The sequence below is a fragment of the Streptomyces sp. NPDC001530 genome (assembly GCF_042894545.1).
Classification (GTDB): Bacteria; Actinomycetota; Actinomycetes; order Streptomycetales; family Streptomycetaceae; genus Streptomyces.
Genome location: NZ_JBIAVS010000001.1, coordinates 542,932 through 559,084 on the forward strand (window position 1 = coordinate 542,932; position 16,153 = coordinate 559,084).

Sequence of the window (16,153 nt, forward strand, 5' to 3'; positions counted from 1 at the left end):
CCTCCTCAGGTCACGTAGCGCACCCCGGCGTCGGTGCCGGCAGGCGTGTACTCGTCCAGGCGGGCGCGTAGACCGGCTGCCCGCTGTGGTTCGAACAGGTCGTGAAAGACACCCATCTCCGATTCGTCGTCGGCACCCCGGTAGATCTCTTCGGGACCGCGGTCGTCCAGACGGCAGTACTCCGGCACGCCGTATCGCGTACTGGCGAAACGAGGGGTGACCCGTTGCGCGGCGAGGTCCTTGTCCGCCTCGGCGGCGGCGCCCGTCGCCAGGTCCGGCTGGCACTGGTAGCGGCGCGGTGTACGCGAGTCACGGGGCACGAAACAAAAGCGCACGCAGCCGGACTGGGTACGCGCCACGTCCACCCGGCCGGTGAAGAGGGAGTTCTCGGCGAGGTCGACACTGCGTACGGCGAGGGTTCCCAGCACGGTGCTGCGGGCGATGCTCAGCGCCACATGGGCGCGCGGGGTTCTGCGTCCGCCGAGGGCCCTGAGCGTACTGGCGGTGGAGTCGATGACGCTGTCGTTGACGGTGATCCCGATCGGCTCCGTGGTGAGCTCGTCGGCGTCGACGTCGATGCATCCGACGACGGTGTGCTCGATCAGCAACCGGGTGGGGGTCCGGTCGAGTACGAGGCTGGGTTCGGTCGTATGGCGAGGAGCGCAGTCCTCGTGCTCCAGACTCCACCCCGGTACCAGCGTCGAATGGCGGACGACCACGCGGGACAGCGCGCCGGTGAACCGGAAGCCGCGGCCCTCGACGAGCAGCCCGTCGAGGGTGAACAGGCTGTCGTGAGCGCCTTGCACCTTGGCCCAGTCGGGTCGGCTCGCCCGGTAGTCGAGCAGCCGCAGCACGGCACGGGCGCCGTCGGCGGCCCGCAACTGGAGACTCTGCCGTCGCCGGGTCCCGAGCCGTATGTTGATGGGCTCGGTGTACAGCCCGCTCTCCGCGATCTCGATCACGGCGTGCTGGTCGTCGTTGGTGCGCCATGCGGCGAGAGCCTCGTTGATGCTGGAGTAGCCGTGATCGCCGCCGACCCGGTACAGGCGCGCGCCCGCCGGCTGGGAGACCGTGCGGGGGTACTCGCCGCCGCCGATGTCGGCACTGAAGCCGTACCGGTACGACACCCACACCCCGCCCTGCGGCACGCTGTCGGGCGGGAACGCGATCCGGCCCAACTGCGGGTCCACGGCGACCTGGCCGGGTTCCGGCCGGTACGTCCAGTCGGTCAGGTCGGCGGCGACGATCTCCTCGACGGGGACGGCCACCGGCTCTTCGTCCTCCTCCATGGCCACGTGGATGGCGAAGCTCTTGTCGTCGCCGTAGAGCTCGTTGCGGCGCGCTTCGAGCATGTGCCGGTCGATCCGAACGGGCAGGTTCGGCTCGGTGGCGATCCGCGGGGGATCCGTTTCCGGTACCGCGCGGGCGAACAGCGGGGTTTCGTTGGCGAGGGCGCTGAAGGCGAACCGTGCGGGATCGCGGCTCTCCAGCTGAAAGGCCTCGGTCCTCGTGACCGGGTAGCTGCGCAGTCGCCACACGAACAGGGCCACCGAAGGGATGTTGTACAGCCCCGGCGTCCGGTCGGAGGCGACGCGGCGTACGTCGACGGTGTGCGCGAGTCGGTCGAAGGGGCCGGCGAGTTGGCGCAGCGCCGCCATGTCGCGCAGGTCGGCCGTACGGCCGCGGAGCGGGTGGAGGTGGTGGAGAGCCTGAGTGTGGGCCAGCAGGCGATAACCCTCGACCGCTCGGGCCGGCCAGCCCGCCATATCCGCGGCCAGTTCCTCCAGCAGGGCGAGCGCGCCCTTGCGCCGCCGGTGCCGGACGGTGTGGGCGACGTCCCGGCGAGGGATGAGGATCGAGTTCCGCCGGCGTTGCCGTTCGGTCGCGGTGTCGCCCGGCTCTCCTGCCTCGTGTGCGATCCGGTAGCCCACCAACTCGCCGATGTAGGGGACGACCCAGTCCTCACACGTCTCGATGAACCAGTTCTCGTACAGTCGGCCGATGTCGGTCTCGACCACATCAGCCTGTTCCGCGATGACCCGCAGCAGCGATCGCAGCGGCCCGCCCCGCTCTTCGTCGTGTTGCCGGTACACGGCCGGGAGCAGCTCGAAGAAGCGGTCGGGGTTCACGGTACCTCCCTCAACAGCACGGTCTCGGGCACCGTCGGCGCGATGATGGCAAGCTCTGCCCGCTCGCTGTTGGCGGCGCCCGCAGCGCCGCCCTTACGCCGCACCGGCGGAAAGACGTCGATGCGCGCCGGCGGTTCGCCGAGCTTGGCCAGGTCGAGGATCTCGTTGCGGTCCGCCGACGTCACACCCAGCTTGTTGAGGTCCACGAACGCCACGCCCTCGACGGACTGGATCACCGAGATGACCTCGCTGGAGTACACGTCCTGGCCCAGTTCACGGTGGGCGAACCCGAAGGCGCCGACCAGCGCGGCACGTATCTTCGGCTCGACCCGGTCGAACGCGTAGTCCGTCTGAACCCCGATGCCGGCGTCGATGACGAGCAGCAGCAGGTCCCGGACGTCGAGCCGCACAGGCAGACCCGGATCCCCGAACGTGCGGAGCGCGCGGAACAGATTGACGTAGGTGTCGCTCTGCGGAGTCAACGGCGCGTCGTCGGCGCCCGCCACGGTCACGTGCACCCGGCGCCACGCACCGTCGGTGCGGCGTACGGCGAGAGCCTTGCCGATTCCGGCGAAGGTACGGCTGAAATCCTCGTAGTCGCGCACGGAGACCAGCCGGTCCAGCGCGGTGATGGCGAGCGGGGCGTTCGTGCGGATCTGATCGCGGCTCTCCGGATCGGCGCCGCCGCTCGCGGGCAGCGGGTTGATCACGGAGCTCGCACCCTCGGGCGTGGTCGCCAGCAAGCTGATCCGGCCGGCGGCCACGTTGCCCTGCTGCCCGATCTGGCTGCGATAGCGGGCCTCGATGTTGTCCGACCCGGTCGGTACGCGAGCGCCGTGCACGCCGTCACCGAAGGTGACAGTGCTGACCAGTTCGGCGTCGGCATGCGAGAGGTAGCCCCGGTCGGTGGGCGCCCGTGCGAACTGCTCCTCGCGTTCGTGCCAGCGCACGCCGTTCACCCGTACCTCCAGCGTGCTCACGGCTCCCGAGGGGTCGGCGGACGAGACGTAGGTCAGCGGCGAGTAGGTCAGCGGGAAACTCTGCAGCGCGGCACTGCTGTCACCGCTGCCCAGTACTTCGACGTGCGTCTCGCCGTGCGTGCTCTTCGCCACGTTGGCGTGGACGGCCAACGACGCCCGCTGATACTCGTAGGCCAGTGGTGCGGCCAGGACGAGCGTCGTGTGCGGGGTGTCGCCGGGGATGGTCGCGGAGGTGGCGTGCTCGACGCCCGCGAGCATCACCAGTTCGGCAGCCGGCACCATGGCGACGATGTCACCGCCCTCGCCCTGCCGCTGGTCGCGCAGAACCCGGTCGCCGGTCGCGATCAGCCACCGCCCCGGCTCCAGTCCGCCGTAGAGCCCGTCCAGCGGGATCCTGTTCTTCTCGTCGCCGGACGCCGGGAATTGGGGCGGCAGCGGTGCCTCGGCGAGCGCGAGCCGCTCGCTTCCGGTGTGCAGGGTGGTCCCCCGGATGGCCAGCTTGAACTGTTCCGGGTTCGAGGGGTTCGGTGTCCACCAGTCCCCCGCGATCTCGATCACCGTGGTCCGCACACCGTTGAGCCCATAGGCGCTCCTCGGCCTGGTCGCGACGTTCTTGATCCGCCACAGCTGAGCAGAAGGAGCGGCCTCGGCCGCCGCGCCGGGGGTTTTCGGCGCCGCCGGTTTTTCGACGACCACCCAGCCGTCCTTCTTGACCTGCGGGTACGCGGCGTCCAGGTACAGGAGTTTGCCGTCTTCGTCGGCCGCCGGATCCCATTCGAGCCACTCCTGCTGCTTCTTGTCGGGAGTGAACTGCCTGGGTACGTCGTGGCCGAACAGACCGGTGGTGAGGCGCAGGGCGTACACCTCCGCCTCGACGCCGCCCGTCGCGATGCCTTCCCAGGCCGGCAACAGGGTCTCGGCGAGCACGGGCCGGAGGGCTCCGAGGACGCGGAAGGTTGTGTCGCTGGCGGGGGCGAAGCGTGCTGCGACGGTGCCGCCGAGACGCTGCGGGCTCGGCGGTGGCGTTGAAGGCGGCTTCAGCAGTTGCCCGGCAAGGTCGAACGCGGTGACCGGCGCCAGGGGCTGAGCGGAGCCACCACCGGGTGCGGCCGCGGCGGCGGTTCCACCGGCCCCGCCACCGCCGCGTGGAGCCTTCCCGGCCTCGGCGGCGGCCAGTTCGTCCCTCGCCCGTTCCAACCGCGCGACCACGGTGCCGAGCCAGCGCCGCAGCGGCGCGGTGCCGGCATCCTCGAGTTCCGCACGCAGTCCTGGCAGATACGTGTCCTCGATCGCGTCGTGCAGCGCGTCGGGGCCGGCGGTGACCGCTTCCACACCGAGCCTGCTCAGCGTCTCCCAGGCGCGTACGGCCGTCCGGCTTCCGGCGTTCACTCCGCAGGCGGCGGGCATGAGGTCGGTGACGATGGCGGTGAGCAGCACCAGGCCGGCGTCGGCGCTGGTACCGGAGATCGTCCCGGCGCCGACCGCCGCGACGTTCTCCAGCGTGACCAGGGTCCGGTCGTGGTCGGTGTCGGCGGCAACGGTCTTCACCCGCGCGATGGATGCCGAACCCTTCACGAGAACCAGCAGGTCGCCGGAGGACAGGCCGGTCGATGTCCCGGCCAGGTAGAGGCGGGGCACGTCGGCCACGGCTTCGATCACCTGCGGAGCGGTGAGCCGCGGCCGCAGGATGTTCCACTCGGCCCGGGTGGGCAGCGCATCGGTGGTTTCGAACGACTGCGGGAGCTCGCCCGGGCCCGGCACGCTCTGCGCCCTCGTGCCGGGCGGCACGGTAACGGCGGTGCCGTCCTGCATCGTGAAGGCCAGGTAGGCGGTGGCCGCCACTCCGGGGCGTGGCCGGTATCCGATCAGACGGGCCAGCTCGACCACGGAACGGCGCTCGGTGGCGGTCGCCAGATACCCCTCGTTGGCGATGCGTTCCTGATAGAAGGTGAGGACGTCGGCGACGGTCGCCCACGCGTCGAGCAGCGCCAGCGACGGGTCGTCGGCGCTGCGGGTGACCAGATGAGTCAGCGGTCCCGGGGTGCCGTCGGGGCCGGTCGCCGACAGGTTCGCCCGCATCGTCCCGTAGAACGAGGCATGCGTCCCCGCACGGTAGGCGAGCCGGCGCAGACCGGGCCGGTTGGCGGTCGGCAGCGGCGTCGGACTCTCCACACCCTCGCGGCATCCGCACGAGCAGTCCGTGCCCCGGCCGTGTTCTGCCGTCATCGCCCACCCCGAATGTCGAGGACCAACCGGCCGTGTTCCGGCGCCTCGGGATCGTTGTCCAGGCGCGGTACCTCCGCGGGGCCCAGCCGGATGACGCCGCTGGTCAGCTCGGACCCGGCCGGCTCGAAGAGGCGCTTGAACCCCGTCACCGCCACGCTCTCGACACCGTCGATCGCCTGCGCCGCCGCGACCAACCGACTGAGGTGGATCGGTGATCCGAACGTCAGGACGTCGGGGTGGAAGAGACCACGGCCGCCTCCCGGCAGCGTGCGATTGCTCAGGGCGTCCCGCAGCGCCGCCCGGACGTGGCCGCGCAGGTGGTGCGGCTTGACGCAGACGCGCAGCGCGATGTCCAGCGGCACCTGGACCGCGGAGGTGACGCGCAGGTCGTGGCCGATGCGGCGGTACGGTTCGAGCGCCGCGGCGATCTCGTCGAGCAGCAGCCGGTCGGCTTCCGGGCCGCCGACGGGGTCGATTGTGACCTGGGCCTCGTACCAGCTTCCGGACCAGCGCAACGTGCCCTGAGCCCGTTGGACGCGCGGGTCGCGCTCGGCGATCCTCGCGTAGTCGTCGCCGGTCACCGCGCGCCGCAGGTCTCGGCGGAAAGCGAACGGGATGGCGAGCTTCGCCTGGGCGAGGGGTTCCGGGGCCGTTCCGCCCACTGCCGGCAGGGGGTTGCGCGCGTGCAGGGTGACGCCGTCGAGCCGCCCCGGTGGCGTGACGACGCGATTGATCGCCTCTGCGCTGACGTTGCCTGCCGGGCCGTTACCGATGCGGTAGCGCGCCGTGACCGTGCTGTCCGCGGCCGGGCGCGCTCCGAGCACCCCGTTGCCGAGCCGGATGAAGGCCCGGCCCTGCTCGTCGGGCTCCGCGACGAAGTGCCGGTCGGCGGGGCCGCTGCCCAGGAGTTCCTGCCGGGCGGTCCACACGAGGGGCGGGCCTCCGTGAGCCGGCGCTTCCTCCAACTCGACGCACGGCAGAGCTTGGTGCGGGTCCTGCGCGATCAGGGTCCGGGCCGACGCCGGTCGGGTCGGCGGCAACGGTGCGCTGAACACCAGCGGCTGAGCGAATGTCAGCGGTGCGCGGTCCAGTCGGCCGCCGAAGGGCTCGGGCCCCGTCCGTCGGCCGTGGTCGGCGAGGACCACATTGCCCCGGGCGATGCTGACATCTTCGAGGTGTCGCAGGTCGGGCCCGACTGCGGACAGGCACAACGGGAACGGCAGCGCGTCCTCGGCGCCCCACTCGACCCGCAGCACCCGCATTCCGGTGACGGGATCGGTGACCGGCCGCACGGCGCTGAGAACCACAGCGTGCCGGTGGGCCGGATCCGCGTCGCCCGCCCGGCCGGTACGCGGGCCCACGACCTCCTCGAAGACGAGTACGTCGCCGGAGCCGAGTCCGAGGGGATGGGCGTCGTCATCGGCCAGTGCCGCCGCTGTCGTACCAGTGGGCAGACAACACTGGCGCGAGCCCCACGTGTAGAAGCTGATCCGGTTGTGCGCGTGCCGCAGCCGTATCCGGGAACCTGCGGGGGCCAGCGGCTCGTACGCCTGGCCGTCCGCGGTCTCGAAGAACGCCTCGGCGGGCAACTCGACGTCCTGGCTCGTCTCGACCTGCACCCAGGCCCGGGCATTGCAGCCGTCGTGCAACGCGTAGTCGACCAGGCGGGCGTGGCGGCGCACCGAGGTCCGTTGCCTCGCGGTGTCCAGGTATGCCTCGGTGGCGACGGCGTCCTGGTAGTAGCTGAGTTGGTCGCCGACGTAGGCCAGTATCTCGACCAGGGCGATGCCCAGGTCGGGGACGTGTCGCTCGCTCCAGCCCGGCATCACCAGCGCGAGGCGGTCGAGGATCAGCCGACGGAAACTCGCGTAGTCCTTGGCGAGGTAGTCGATCTCCGGTTCGGGCGCTGTCGTCGAAGGACACGGGTCCGGCAGACAGTCGGCCTCGCCCGGGCAGTCGACGGCGAAGCTGAACCGGAGCGCCGCGTACCGCGGGTCGACGTCGTCCCGGCCGACCAGGCGCAGGACATAGACGGAGGCGTCGCCGTGGCCTTCGAGCGTGACGAGGAGACACTCGTCCAAGGCCCGGTCCCGCGGGCGGTGGACGCGGAGGCCGGTGACCGTGACCCGGTGACCCGGGCGGCCGCCCTCGACCACGAGTTGGTCGAGGGTCAGGTCCCGCGGCGGGCGGTTCACGAAGAACACCGTGAGGGAGCGGTGGTCGGGGCCGACCTCCAGGAAATCGAGGCCCGTCAGGCCGCGGTCGCGCAGATCCTGGCGGCGCCGCCGGTCGCTGCGGCAGACGGGCTGGTCTGCACTCACGACGCCTCCCGGACGAACCGGTCCGTGCGCGCCGCACCGCTGCGCAGCACCACGTACTCCACCGAGACGCCCAGTCGCGCGTCGACGCTCGTCACGTCGACGGAGCGCACCTCGATGAGGTCGCCGAGCCACTGCAGAAGTCCGGACTGAATCGTCAGCTCCAACGTGGGCGCCAGCTCTGCACTGTTGGGGTCGAAGACCATGCGCAGCAGCCCACTGCCGAAGCCGGGCCGGTTCACGCGCTCGCCGGCGCTGGTGAACAGGAACTGTTCGATCATGTCGCGGACGTGCTCGTCGCCCCCGGTCCGGGCGGTGCGCCCGGAGCTGTCGAAGTGGAACGGGAAGTCGACGTCCATCACATCCCCTTCACCCGGGTCTGACAGTCCAGAACGCTCGCCTTGCCCTGGGGAATCTGCTCGGCGCTCCTGCAGAGCGACCCGCTGGTCCGCAGCACGACGGGCTCGCCGCCGGATGTGACGCGGCCGGCGCCGGTGATCCAGCCGACGCTCACACAGGGCTGGGACTTCTGGACGACCATGAACGGGCAGGCCGTCACGTTCAGTGTCGAGCTGACCGTCCACACCTGCTGTCCGGAAACCGTCACCCTGGTGCTCCCGTTGAGGCGAGTGGCCGGCGCTCCGTGGGAACACTGCGCGGCAGCGTTCACGTGGAGTACTTCGGGCATCACGTCACCTCCAGGGCGTTTCCGTTGAGGGAGACGGTCTTGCCGGACAGCTTCACCGTCGCCGTGCCGTTGGTCAGCTCGACCGCCTGGGAGGTGATGGAGAGCCGGCCGTCCTTGGTCTCGACGGACACCGCGCCGTTGTCGTCGTTGATGGTGATGGTGCAGTTCTTCGTCTTGAGCACCTTGATGTGCGGCTTCGCGCCGGGCAGCCTGGTCGGGTCGACGGTCGGCAGGTTGGTCCAGAAGCAGCCGGTCCAGATGGGTCTTTGGCGGTCTCCGCCCTCGTATTCGATCCACACCCAGGCCTTCTTCGGCGGGATCAGGTACAGGCCGACCTGTGGACCGGCGAAGGGGAGTGCGGGCAGCGCCCAGATCAGATCCTGATCCTTGTCGTCGAACTGCTGCACCTTCGCTTTGATGCGTCCGATCCCCTCCGGATCCTCGTTCTCGGTGACGATCGCCCGGAACTTGCCGAACCAGAGATTCCCGTTCGATCCGCTCGTCATCGCGAACCACCGCCCCCCAGGGCACCCAGGCCCTCGCGGCCGAGTACGAAGTGCTGGGTCGCCGTCCCGCGGCGCAGTTCGCTGGTGACCCGCCGGATCAGATAGTCGCCGTTGTAGCTGGCGCCGACACCTCGTACGGTGACCCGTCGGCCGGCCCGGAGCAGCGTTCCGTACCGTGCGGTGTCGAGCTGCCCGATGGCGGTCACCGCGTCGGCGGACTCCACCCTCGCCTCGAGCGCGCGCAGTTTCGCCTCTTCGAGGGTCAGCCCGCCGGTGTCGTACAGGCCCACGGTGCGCAGCGGCTCGGTCGGCCGCCGGACGAGCCGCGGACCGGGCAGGTCCGGTGCCTGCACGGGAGCCGACGACTCCGGCGACCGGACCGCCGAGAGTACCGGCTTCACCGGGCGCATCGCGTTGAAGCTGAAGGTGATCGGGCGGTCGACGTTCGTCGCCGCGCCCATGTTCATGGTGAGTTGTGGATCCTGCCTGGTGCGGCGGTCCTCCGGTCCCCAGTACGCCGTGCTCGTGCCCGGGGTCGCCGTCGGGTCGATGGAGAACACGAAGCCGTTGGCCCGGGCCAGCCCGCGGATGAACTCCAGGTCCGTGCCGGTCTGCACGCGGTGCGGGTCGTTCTTTCCGGGCTTGGACGTCGTCCTCTCGATGTCCGTTCTCAGACCGAGCGTCAGGTACCGCCGCAGCACCTCGGTGACGATGTCGGAGTCGGTGCGTTCGGGGTACGACGTCGTCCGGTCCGCGAGCGCGAGTCGCGTGGAGATGTCGTCGCCGCTGACCACCAGCACCGTGTCACCGGGACGGTTGCTGGGCTGGACCTGGTGATGAGTGATCATTCCGTCGACCAGTACCTCTGGCCGGACCCCGAAACGCACCACCAGGCAGAGGCGGTTGGGCGGCATGAGGAGCTCGTCGCGCAACAGGCTGTAGTCGATCAGGCTGTCCTTGGCGAGGGCGAACGTCACCTGGAAGGCGTCGGCGCCGATGTACGAGCTCTGCACTTCGGCGCTGATCAGGGCGTCCACGAACCTGACCGGTGCCGGGGTCGGCGTCGTCGCGCCGAGCAGCAGCGTCATCTGCAGTGCGCCGTCGGGCATCATCCCTCCTCGGGCAGGAGGACGACGAGTCGCCGGCCGATCTCGACGAGGTCTGCGGGGTTCATCGCCGCGTTGGCGTCACAGATCCGCCAGAACTGTTCAGGGTCGCCGAGATATCGGGCCGTCACGTTGTCGAGGCGGTCACCGGCGACCACCGGGTGCTCCGCCAGCACCGTCGCGCCCGCGGCAGGAGGAAGGAAGCGGCGGCGAAGGTACACGACCTCACGCCCCGAGGTGTCGGTGAGCGTCGCCGTCCCGGTCGTCGCGTACCGGCTGCCGGGAGGGAAGACACGGTCCATTACGGCACCCCCAAGGAAGTGCCGAGGCTCTCTACGGCGGTCGCCGCGTGGGCGGTCGCCATCAGCTCCTTGACGACCTGGTGGGCCAGGAACAGGCTGTGTCCGGGGTGATCGGGGTCCAGGTCGGCATAGCTGAGCACCAGCAGACTCAGGTCGACCTTGGCGCGGATCGGGTTGAGCCGCGTGTCGAACGACTCCTCCGTGATGCTGAGGCCGGTCAGCCGTACGGGAAGGATGCGTTTGGGACCCCACACGAACAGCGTCATGGGAGCTTCGGGCGGCAGGATCTCCAGGGTGCCGGCCTCGGCCAGCGCGAGATTCTTCAGCACGGTTCGGCTCTTCGGGTACAGCAGCATCTCCAGCGCCGACAGGGCCGGGTAGATACCCAGGCGCGCCGCCCTGGGGTCTCCCCGCTCCAGCAGATCCGTGGCGTCGATCTCCGCGCTCAGCGAGAAGGTCTCCCGCGCCGGTCCGTTGAGCCGGAATGCCTCCGAGCGCGCGGTTCCCTCACCACCACCGGTCGCGCGCGCCTCAAGGCGCCGGGTGAGTGAGTCCGGGTTGTACTGGAAGGCGATGACGCTGGCCAGCGGGTTGTTCCGGTCCATGCCGACCAAGGCCGCCTTCAGCAGACGCGGAGATCCGGGGAAACCGCTCATTCAGACCACCGGCTCCTCGCTCCGACTCGACGGGAACGTGCGGTTCCTCGAAAGCGTCTTCCGGCGGATCGCGATCACGGCTCCTCACCCCGCAATTCAACGAAGAGGTCACGCATCCGGTAGTAGTCGATGCGCACTCCGCGCTCCAGTGCCTGCTTTTCCATCGCCGCGATGTCCAGGGCCGTTTTGGCGACACGGAGCGCGGTTGCCCCGGGGGCGATCTTCTCATGCGGCGTTCGGGTGTCGTGGGCGAGGATTACCAGAGAGCCTGGTCCGCCGCCTTCCGCAACACGAGGGACCATGGTAGTGAACTTGCCCTTTTCGCCCGTCAAAGTGTCGTCCAGCTTTCCCTCCTCGGGGTCGGACTGAGCTTGCCAGCTCTGCACTCCAATTTCCGGTTCGCCGCGACCTGATCCACCCCATTCGTGCAATCCCAGCTCCTTCAGGCTGGCCTTCACGAACTCGAAGTCCTTCTTCACCTGCTCGGCCTCCGCCAGTTTTTTCGAGACGCGAGGTATCGGACGACCGGCGATGATGTTCCTCGCAATTGTGTCCCTCTGCCCTTGGCCATCGACGCCCAGCTTGTACAGGTAAGCCATGAGCTCGGAGTACAGACCGCCGGGAAATCGGACGAATTTGACCCTTATCCCCTCCCCCTGAAGAAGAGCCAAGAAATCCTTGAGGTCGTTCACTGCACTTCCGACATCCTCGTATGAGGAGTGGCTTTTACCGGGAAACCATGACACGTGCGAACGTGTTGGATGTAACGAATGAATGGCTATCTCACCCCCCAGATCCTGCTTCCTCTTCAGCTCGACGAGATTCTTCTTGCGATTACCGGATTCGATCTGGTTTCGCATGATGTACCAGGTCGCCGGGATGCCCTTGAGGGCCCTCTCCATCTGTCCGGTGACGAGGCTGGTCGGGCCGTCGTCGAAGGTCCAGGCAATACGGATCACCTTTTTGGATTTCAAGTCCCCGCCACTACGAAGCACGGCGGCAGCCGGGACACCGGCATCCGTCGTGCTCACGGGCACCTGACTGAGATCCCACCCAAAGATTCCGGCCCCTTCGGCACCGATCGGGCCACTGGGAAACTCATCCGCGGTTCGGAGTAAATCGAGCGGCGGGGACTCGGCGTGGCAACTCAGGCAACTCGTCCGGTCCGCCGCCCTGTCCGGCGCGCCGGCACGCATACCGTTCATGCCGGTCCCGGCCGGGAGATGGCCGTGCAAAGGGATTGCGCCAGTCTTTCGCCCAGCGCCCGCGGTGGCAGGCCGGGGTCCAAGGGGACGGCAGGCGCCGGCAGGGTGTCCACCACGCCGGCGCGGTACGGCGGATCGGCTGCGGCGGCGAACGCCCCGGCAAGGCTGGTCCTCAGACTCGTCCGCAGGTCGCCGCGTTGTCCGGCCGACAGGTCGAACCCGTCCAGGACGAGGCATTCGATGTGCACGCTGACGTTCATGCGACCCTCTCGGTCGAGGTCGGCCAGTGGAAGTCTGTTTCCCGGATGGGGAGTTCGAGCTTGCGGAACTCCGCGCGGGCGGCCTGCAGCAACAGCGGCATGGTCACCGCGGAGCCGGCTTCGGCGGCGGCGAAGGCCGCGTTGAGCGCGACGTTGTGGATGCTTCCGCCGCTCAGCTTCAACCTGGCGAGCCGGTCGAGGTCGAGGTCGGCGGCGAGCGGTGTCCGCTCGGGGAACGCCCGGGCCCAGATACGCTCGCGCAGGACGCCGTCGGGGAACGGGAAGTCGATGATGAAACGCAGCCGGCGCACGAAGGCCGTGTCCAGCGCGTTCTTCGCGTTGGTCGCGAGGATCGCCAGGCCGCGGTAGGCCTCCATGCGCTGCAGCAGGTAGTTCACCTCGATGTTGGCGTACCGGTCATGGCTGTCCTTGACCTCGGTGCGCTTGCCGAACAGGGCGTCGGCCTCGTCGAAGAGCAACAACGCCCCGCCGGCCTCCATCTGATCGAAGACCAGCCGCACATTCTTTTCGGTCTCCCCGATGTACTTGCTGACGATCGCCGACAGATCGACCCGGAACAGGCTGAGCCGGAGATGGTTGGCGAGCACCTCGGCCGCCATCGTCTTGCCGGCCCCGCTCGGCCCGGCGAACAACGCGGTGATCCCGAAACCCCGGTTCATGATCTGCCGGAATCCCCAGGTGTCGTACACGGTGCTGCGTCGGCCGGCCTGACCGGCCAGCCTGCGCAGCAGATCGAGATCCTCCGGCGGCAGCACGATGTCGCTCCACGTCGCCTTCGGATCCACCCGCTGGGCGAGTGCGTCGAGTTGGGGCCTGGTGACCCGCAGACACGCGGTCCACAGCCGGTCCGCGTGCTCGGCGGGGCTGCCGCGCTCATCGGCGTCGGTGTCGGCCGCGATGCGCCGGATGTCGTCGAGATTGAGGTCGAACTGCCCGGCGAGCAGGTCCGGTTCGCCACCGGCCTGGGTCGCCAGCGCGCCGGCCCACTCGGTCCGCTGCTCGGTCGCGGTCGGCTTCGTCACCTCGATGGTCAGAGCGCGTCGTCCGTCGGATGCCCCGCCCACCGCCGTGTCGAGGAACAACAGCCCTGTAGCCGAGGCCAGGAACCGGTCGAGCGAGAGCGACTGACCGTCCCCAGAGGCCGGTTCGAACCCGCCGGTGTCCAGGAACAGCGCGAGCGGCAGGAGCGTGCTTTCCCGCTCCCAGAGCCGGCCGAGTGTCTCCAGCTCCGCGAGGTTGCCGGGCAGCAGCCGCCCCTGAAGTCGGCACAGGCGCAGGCCGAGCTCGTGGGCCGCGTGCTGGGCGATGAGCCGTTTGCTGGGCCCGTCCGGCCCGATGAGCTGCACCACAGGCAGCGGCCCGTGCCGATCGGCCCGTACGACCTGAGTGATGATCTCGTCGACCGCGGCGCGCTGGGACGGCGGAAGAGCCGCGCCGGCACCCGGCTGCTCCACAGGATCGAGCAGCCGTACGAGACGGTCGTCCAGGAGGTTCAGGCCCTTCAGGTAACTGACGATCCGCTCGTCGGCGCGGAGCGGGCTGGTAGTCAGGGGCTCGGCTCCCTGGCGGACGGGCTCCACCAGCCCCCACCGGCGCAGTGACCCCCCGGCCGTTACCGCGATCCAATCCGGATCGTCGAACAGGACGAGAGCGAGCGCGAACGTCGGGTACGGCCGCGCGGGATCGCCGTGGGCGCTGCCGCACAGAGCGGCGATCCGCGTGTCCAGCTCCATCGCCGCGCACAGCAGGAGCGTGTCGCGCTCGAAGCGGGTCAGACCAAGGCGGTGTGCCAGCACGGTCAAGGCCGGTGCCGGGTCGGTCGCGGCCTCCGCCTTGTCCATCGCTGCGGCGGCTTCGGCGATTTCCACGACGCGGACATCCCTCTCCGACTCGCCCTCCGGGCCTTGCGCCTGACGCTCGAGGAGGAGGCGCAGCCATGCCAACGCGGCCGACAGGAAACGGCTGTTGGAGTCCTCCCAGGTCGGTTCGCCGCTCATGTGATCGTCACCTGCTGGTCGGGGTCGAAGGCCCGGGGCAGCGTGTCGGTCCGATAGGCCAGGCTGCGGACGCCGTCGACCTGGAGCCGGAGGACGAACGTACCCAGGTCGGCGTTCTCCAGGGTGAAGACAAGGATGTCGGTGGAGTCGGTCCCCGCGGGCAGCGGCTCGGCGCTCACCTCGCGATCTCCGATGAGCAGGGACACCCGCTGGCCTCGACGTACCTCAGGACCGCAGGTGATGGTCAGCGTGACCGCGCCGCCGGTTCGGATCGCCGTTCTGGGCGCGATGTCCAGAATCCGGGGTGCCAGCGGGAACGGCAGCTCGTTGGTCGTCCGGGCGCGGCTGCCGACCGGTACGGCCACGGACGCGGTGTACAGGCCTGCCGGCCAGGTGCGGCGTGCGACGGAGGTGTCGGGTGGAAGGCCGACCTCGATCCGGGACGCGCTCCGGGCGCTGGGCTGGAGCACGACCGGAGTGTCCCAGGCTGCGGTGGTGAACCGGACTGTTCCGTCGTCGAGGCCGCCGCCGAACAGCACGATCGTGTCGCCGAGCCGGGCGCTGGGTTGGACGAGTCCCTTCCGGACTTCCTTGAGTTCCAGTCTGTCCAGCGCGGGGAACAGCGGGGTTTCGGCCCCCACGGAGAGACCTGAGTCGGCCTCGCCACGGCTGAGGACCGGCAGCGGCGGGCGGACCGGCAGCCCGCTGTCGATCAGCACGACCGACACCGTGTACGTCGTGGAGAGTCGGTAGAAGGTGTTGAACGACGTCCATAGCTTGGTCATCTCGTCGAGCGCCAGCGGCTCGTGGCTGATCCGGATCCGTTCGAACTGCTCATGCAGTCGCGCCTCCGGCGTGACCAGCCTGATCTCCTCCCGCCCGAGCACCGGATGGTCGTGCAGCAGGCTCATGGCGCGGCCGAGCGCCCGCTGGGCCGCGACATCACTGTTGCCGTTGCCGTAAGCGGTGATCAGGTAGGACAGGTCCAGGGCGAGTGGCGGACGGCCGGACTCGTTCGGTTTGGCATGGTTGAGCGGCTCCATGTTGGCCCACGCGGCGTTCCTCGCGATGCCGTACAGAAACACGTTGATCTGATCGCCGACGTTCTCGCCACGCGCCAGGTCGGGTGGTTTTACGGTGCAGTCGGGCCCGCCGAGGTTGTTGAACAGGAACACGCGCAATGTTTCCGTCACTGCGGCGAGGGCCTCCGACGTACTCATGTGCGGCCCCCCTCGGCGCGCTGGCGCACGTACTCGGCGAGGGACATCAGGGCGCCTGCCGGGCGCGCCTCGGCGGCCGGTGCCGGGGCCGGGGCGTGGACCGCGCGCACCTCTACGCGTCCGATGGTCACGTGGACGTCCCGAGAGGGGGGCACCTCGGCGATGTCGTCGTTGCCCATGCCGGTGGCGCCGACGCGCTGCACGGCCTCGGGCAGTGTGGAGGAACCTCCCCGGACGGCGGAGGCCGGGACGGTGACCGTACGGGAGGTTCGCCGAACCGTCCGGTCGTGCGTCGGGCCCGGGATCGCAGGCGTACGCGGAGCCGATGCCGCGTGCTGAACAGCTCGTTCCGGCGATGGAATGAGCGTGTCGGCGCCGGAATCGGTGGGGTCGAGCGGCGCGTCGGCCGACACCGGGTCTGATCCGGTGGTCCGTGGCGGCGCGGCCGACACCAGATCTGATCCGGTGGTCTGTGGCGGCGCGTCGGTTGCGGGCGGAGCAACGGCCCCGCGAGTTGCGGGCGATGTAACGGTCCTGAC

14 protein-coding genes are annotated in these 16,153 nt (G+C 69.6%); all 14 read right to left on the minus strand.

Annotated features, from left to right (window positions below; genetic code table 11):
- Positions 1–5: 5 nt before the first annotated feature.
- A complete protein-coding gene (locus tag ACFY0T_RS02430) occupies positions 6–2,129 on the minus strand; it encodes a hypothetical protein (protein ID WP_388864009.1) in 2,124 nt (707 codons plus the stop codon).
- Positions 2,126–5,335, minus strand: coding sequence for a putative baseplate assembly protein (locus tag ACFY0T_RS02435; RefSeq protein ID WP_388864011.1), 3,210 nt, complete (start codon positions 5,333–5,335; stop codon positions 2,126–2,128). Before ACFY0T_RS02435 ends, ACFY0T_RS02430 begins: the two co-directional genes overlap by 4 nt.
- Positions 5,332–7,656 carry a putative baseplate assembly protein gene (locus ACFY0T_RS02440; RefSeq protein ID WP_388864013.1) on the minus strand — a complete coding sequence of 775 codons (2,325 nt, stop codon included), beginning with the start codon at positions 7,654–7,656 and terminating at the stop codon, positions 5,332–5,334. Before ACFY0T_RS02440 ends, ACFY0T_RS02435 begins: the two co-directional genes overlap by 4 nt.
- Complete coding sequence (locus ACFY0T_RS02445) at positions 7,653–8,012, minus strand: GPW/gp25 family protein (protein ID WP_388864015.1); 360 nt, start codon at positions 8,010–8,012, stop codon at positions 7,653–7,655. Before ACFY0T_RS02445 ends, ACFY0T_RS02440 begins: the two co-directional genes overlap by 4 nt.
- A complete protein-coding gene (locus tag ACFY0T_RS02450; protein ID WP_388864017.1) occupies positions 8,012–8,260 on the minus strand; it encodes a hypothetical protein in 249 nt (82 codons plus the stop codon). Before ACFY0T_RS02450 ends, ACFY0T_RS02445 begins: the two co-directional genes overlap by 1 nt.
- 80 nt (positions 8,261–8,340) lie before the next feature.
- Positions 8,341–8,847: a phage baseplate assembly protein V gene (locus ACFY0T_RS02455; protein WP_388864019.1), complete on the minus strand. Its 507-nt coding sequence runs from the start codon at positions 8,845–8,847 to the stop codon at positions 8,341–8,343.
- Positions 8,844–9,956 carry a hypothetical protein gene (locus ACFY0T_RS02460; RefSeq protein ID WP_388864021.1) on the minus strand — a complete coding sequence of 371 codons (1,113 nt, stop codon included), beginning with the start codon at positions 9,954–9,956 and terminating at the stop codon, positions 8,844–8,846. Before ACFY0T_RS02460 ends, ACFY0T_RS02455 begins: the two co-directional genes overlap by 4 nt.
- On the minus strand, positions 9,956–10,255 hold the full coding sequence (locus tag ACFY0T_RS02465) for a LysM domain-containing protein (protein ID WP_388864023.1): 300 nt from the start codon (positions 10,253–10,255) through the stop codon (positions 9,956–9,958). Before ACFY0T_RS02465 ends, ACFY0T_RS02460 begins: the two co-directional genes overlap by 1 nt.
- Positions 10,255–10,911: a hypothetical protein gene (locus tag ACFY0T_RS02470; RefSeq protein WP_388864025.1), complete on the minus strand. Its 657-nt coding sequence runs from the start codon at positions 10,909–10,911 to the stop codon at positions 10,255–10,257. Before ACFY0T_RS02470 ends, ACFY0T_RS02465 begins: the two co-directional genes overlap by 1 nt.
- A gap of 74 nt (positions 10,912–10,985) precedes the next feature.
- Positions 10,986–11,942: a polysaccharide deacetylase family protein gene (locus tag ACFY0T_RS02475; protein WP_388864027.1), complete on the minus strand. Its 957-nt coding sequence runs from the start codon at positions 11,940–11,942 to the stop codon at positions 10,986–10,988.
- Between the two features lie 170 nt (positions 11,943–12,112).
- On the minus strand, positions 12,113–12,376 hold the full coding sequence (locus ACFY0T_RS02480) for a hypothetical protein (RefSeq protein WP_388864029.1): 264 nt from the start codon (positions 12,374–12,376) through the stop codon (positions 12,113–12,115).
- Positions 12,373–14,394, minus strand: a complete 2,022-nt coding sequence (locus tag ACFY0T_RS02485) for an ATP-binding protein (protein WP_388864031.1) — start codon at positions 14,392–14,394, stop codon at positions 12,373–12,375. The genes ACFY0T_RS02480 and ACFY0T_RS02485 overlap by 4 nt, the downstream gene beginning before the upstream one ends.
- Positions 14,391–15,614, minus strand: coding sequence for a DUF4255 domain-containing protein (locus tag ACFY0T_RS02490; protein WP_388864033.1), 1,224 nt, complete (start codon positions 15,612–15,614; stop codon positions 14,391–14,393). The genes ACFY0T_RS02485 and ACFY0T_RS02490 overlap by 4 nt, the downstream gene beginning before the upstream one ends.
- The gene (locus ACFY0T_RS02495; protein WP_388864035.1) at positions 15,611–15,817 is read right to left on the minus strand and encodes a hypothetical protein; all 207 of its coding nucleotides are present in this window, start codon (positions 15,815–15,817) and stop codon (positions 15,611–15,613) included. Before ACFY0T_RS02495 ends, ACFY0T_RS02490 begins: the two co-directional genes overlap by 4 nt.
- Positions 15,818–16,153 lie beyond the last annotated feature (336 nt).

Excerpts from the sequence above, each read along its gene's own strand:
- ACFY0T_RS02470 (WP_388864025.1), bottom strand. The coding sequence starts at position 10,911 with ATGAGCGGTTTCCCCGGATCTCCGCGTCTGCTGAAGGCGGCCTTGGTC.
- ACFY0T_RS02455 (WP_388864019.1), bottom strand. The coding sequence starts at position 8,847 with ATGACGAGCGGATCGAACGGGAATCTCTGGTTCGGCAAGTTCCGGGCG.
- ACFY0T_RS02445 (WP_388864015.1), bottom strand. The coding sequence starts at position 8,012 with ATGGACGTCGACTTCCCGTTCCACTTCGACAGCTCCGGGCGCACCGCC.
- ACFY0T_RS02480 (WP_388864029.1), bottom strand. The coding sequence starts at position 12,376 with ATGAACGTCAGCGTGCACATCGAATGCCTCGTCCTGGACGGGTTCGAC.
- ACFY0T_RS02485 (WP_388864031.1), bottom strand. The coding sequence starts at position 14,394 with ATGAGCGGCGAACCGACCTGGGAGGACTCCAACAGCCGTTTCCTGTCG.
- ACFY0T_RS02435 (WP_388864011.1), bottom strand. The coding sequence starts at position 5,335 with ATGACGGCAGAACACGGCCGGGGCACGGACTGCTCGTGCGGATGCCGC.
- ACFY0T_RS02465 (WP_388864023.1), bottom strand. The coding sequence starts at position 10,255 with ATGGACCGTGTCTTCCCTCCCGGCAGCCGGTACGCGACGACCGGGACG.
- ACFY0T_RS02490 (WP_388864033.1), bottom strand. The coding sequence starts at position 15,614 with ATGAGTACGTCGGAGGCCCTCGCCGCAGTGACGGAAACATTGCGCGTG.
- ACFY0T_RS02460 (WP_388864021.1), bottom strand. The coding sequence starts at position 9,956 with ATGCCCGACGGCGCACTGCAGATGACGCTGCTGCTCGGCGCGACGACG.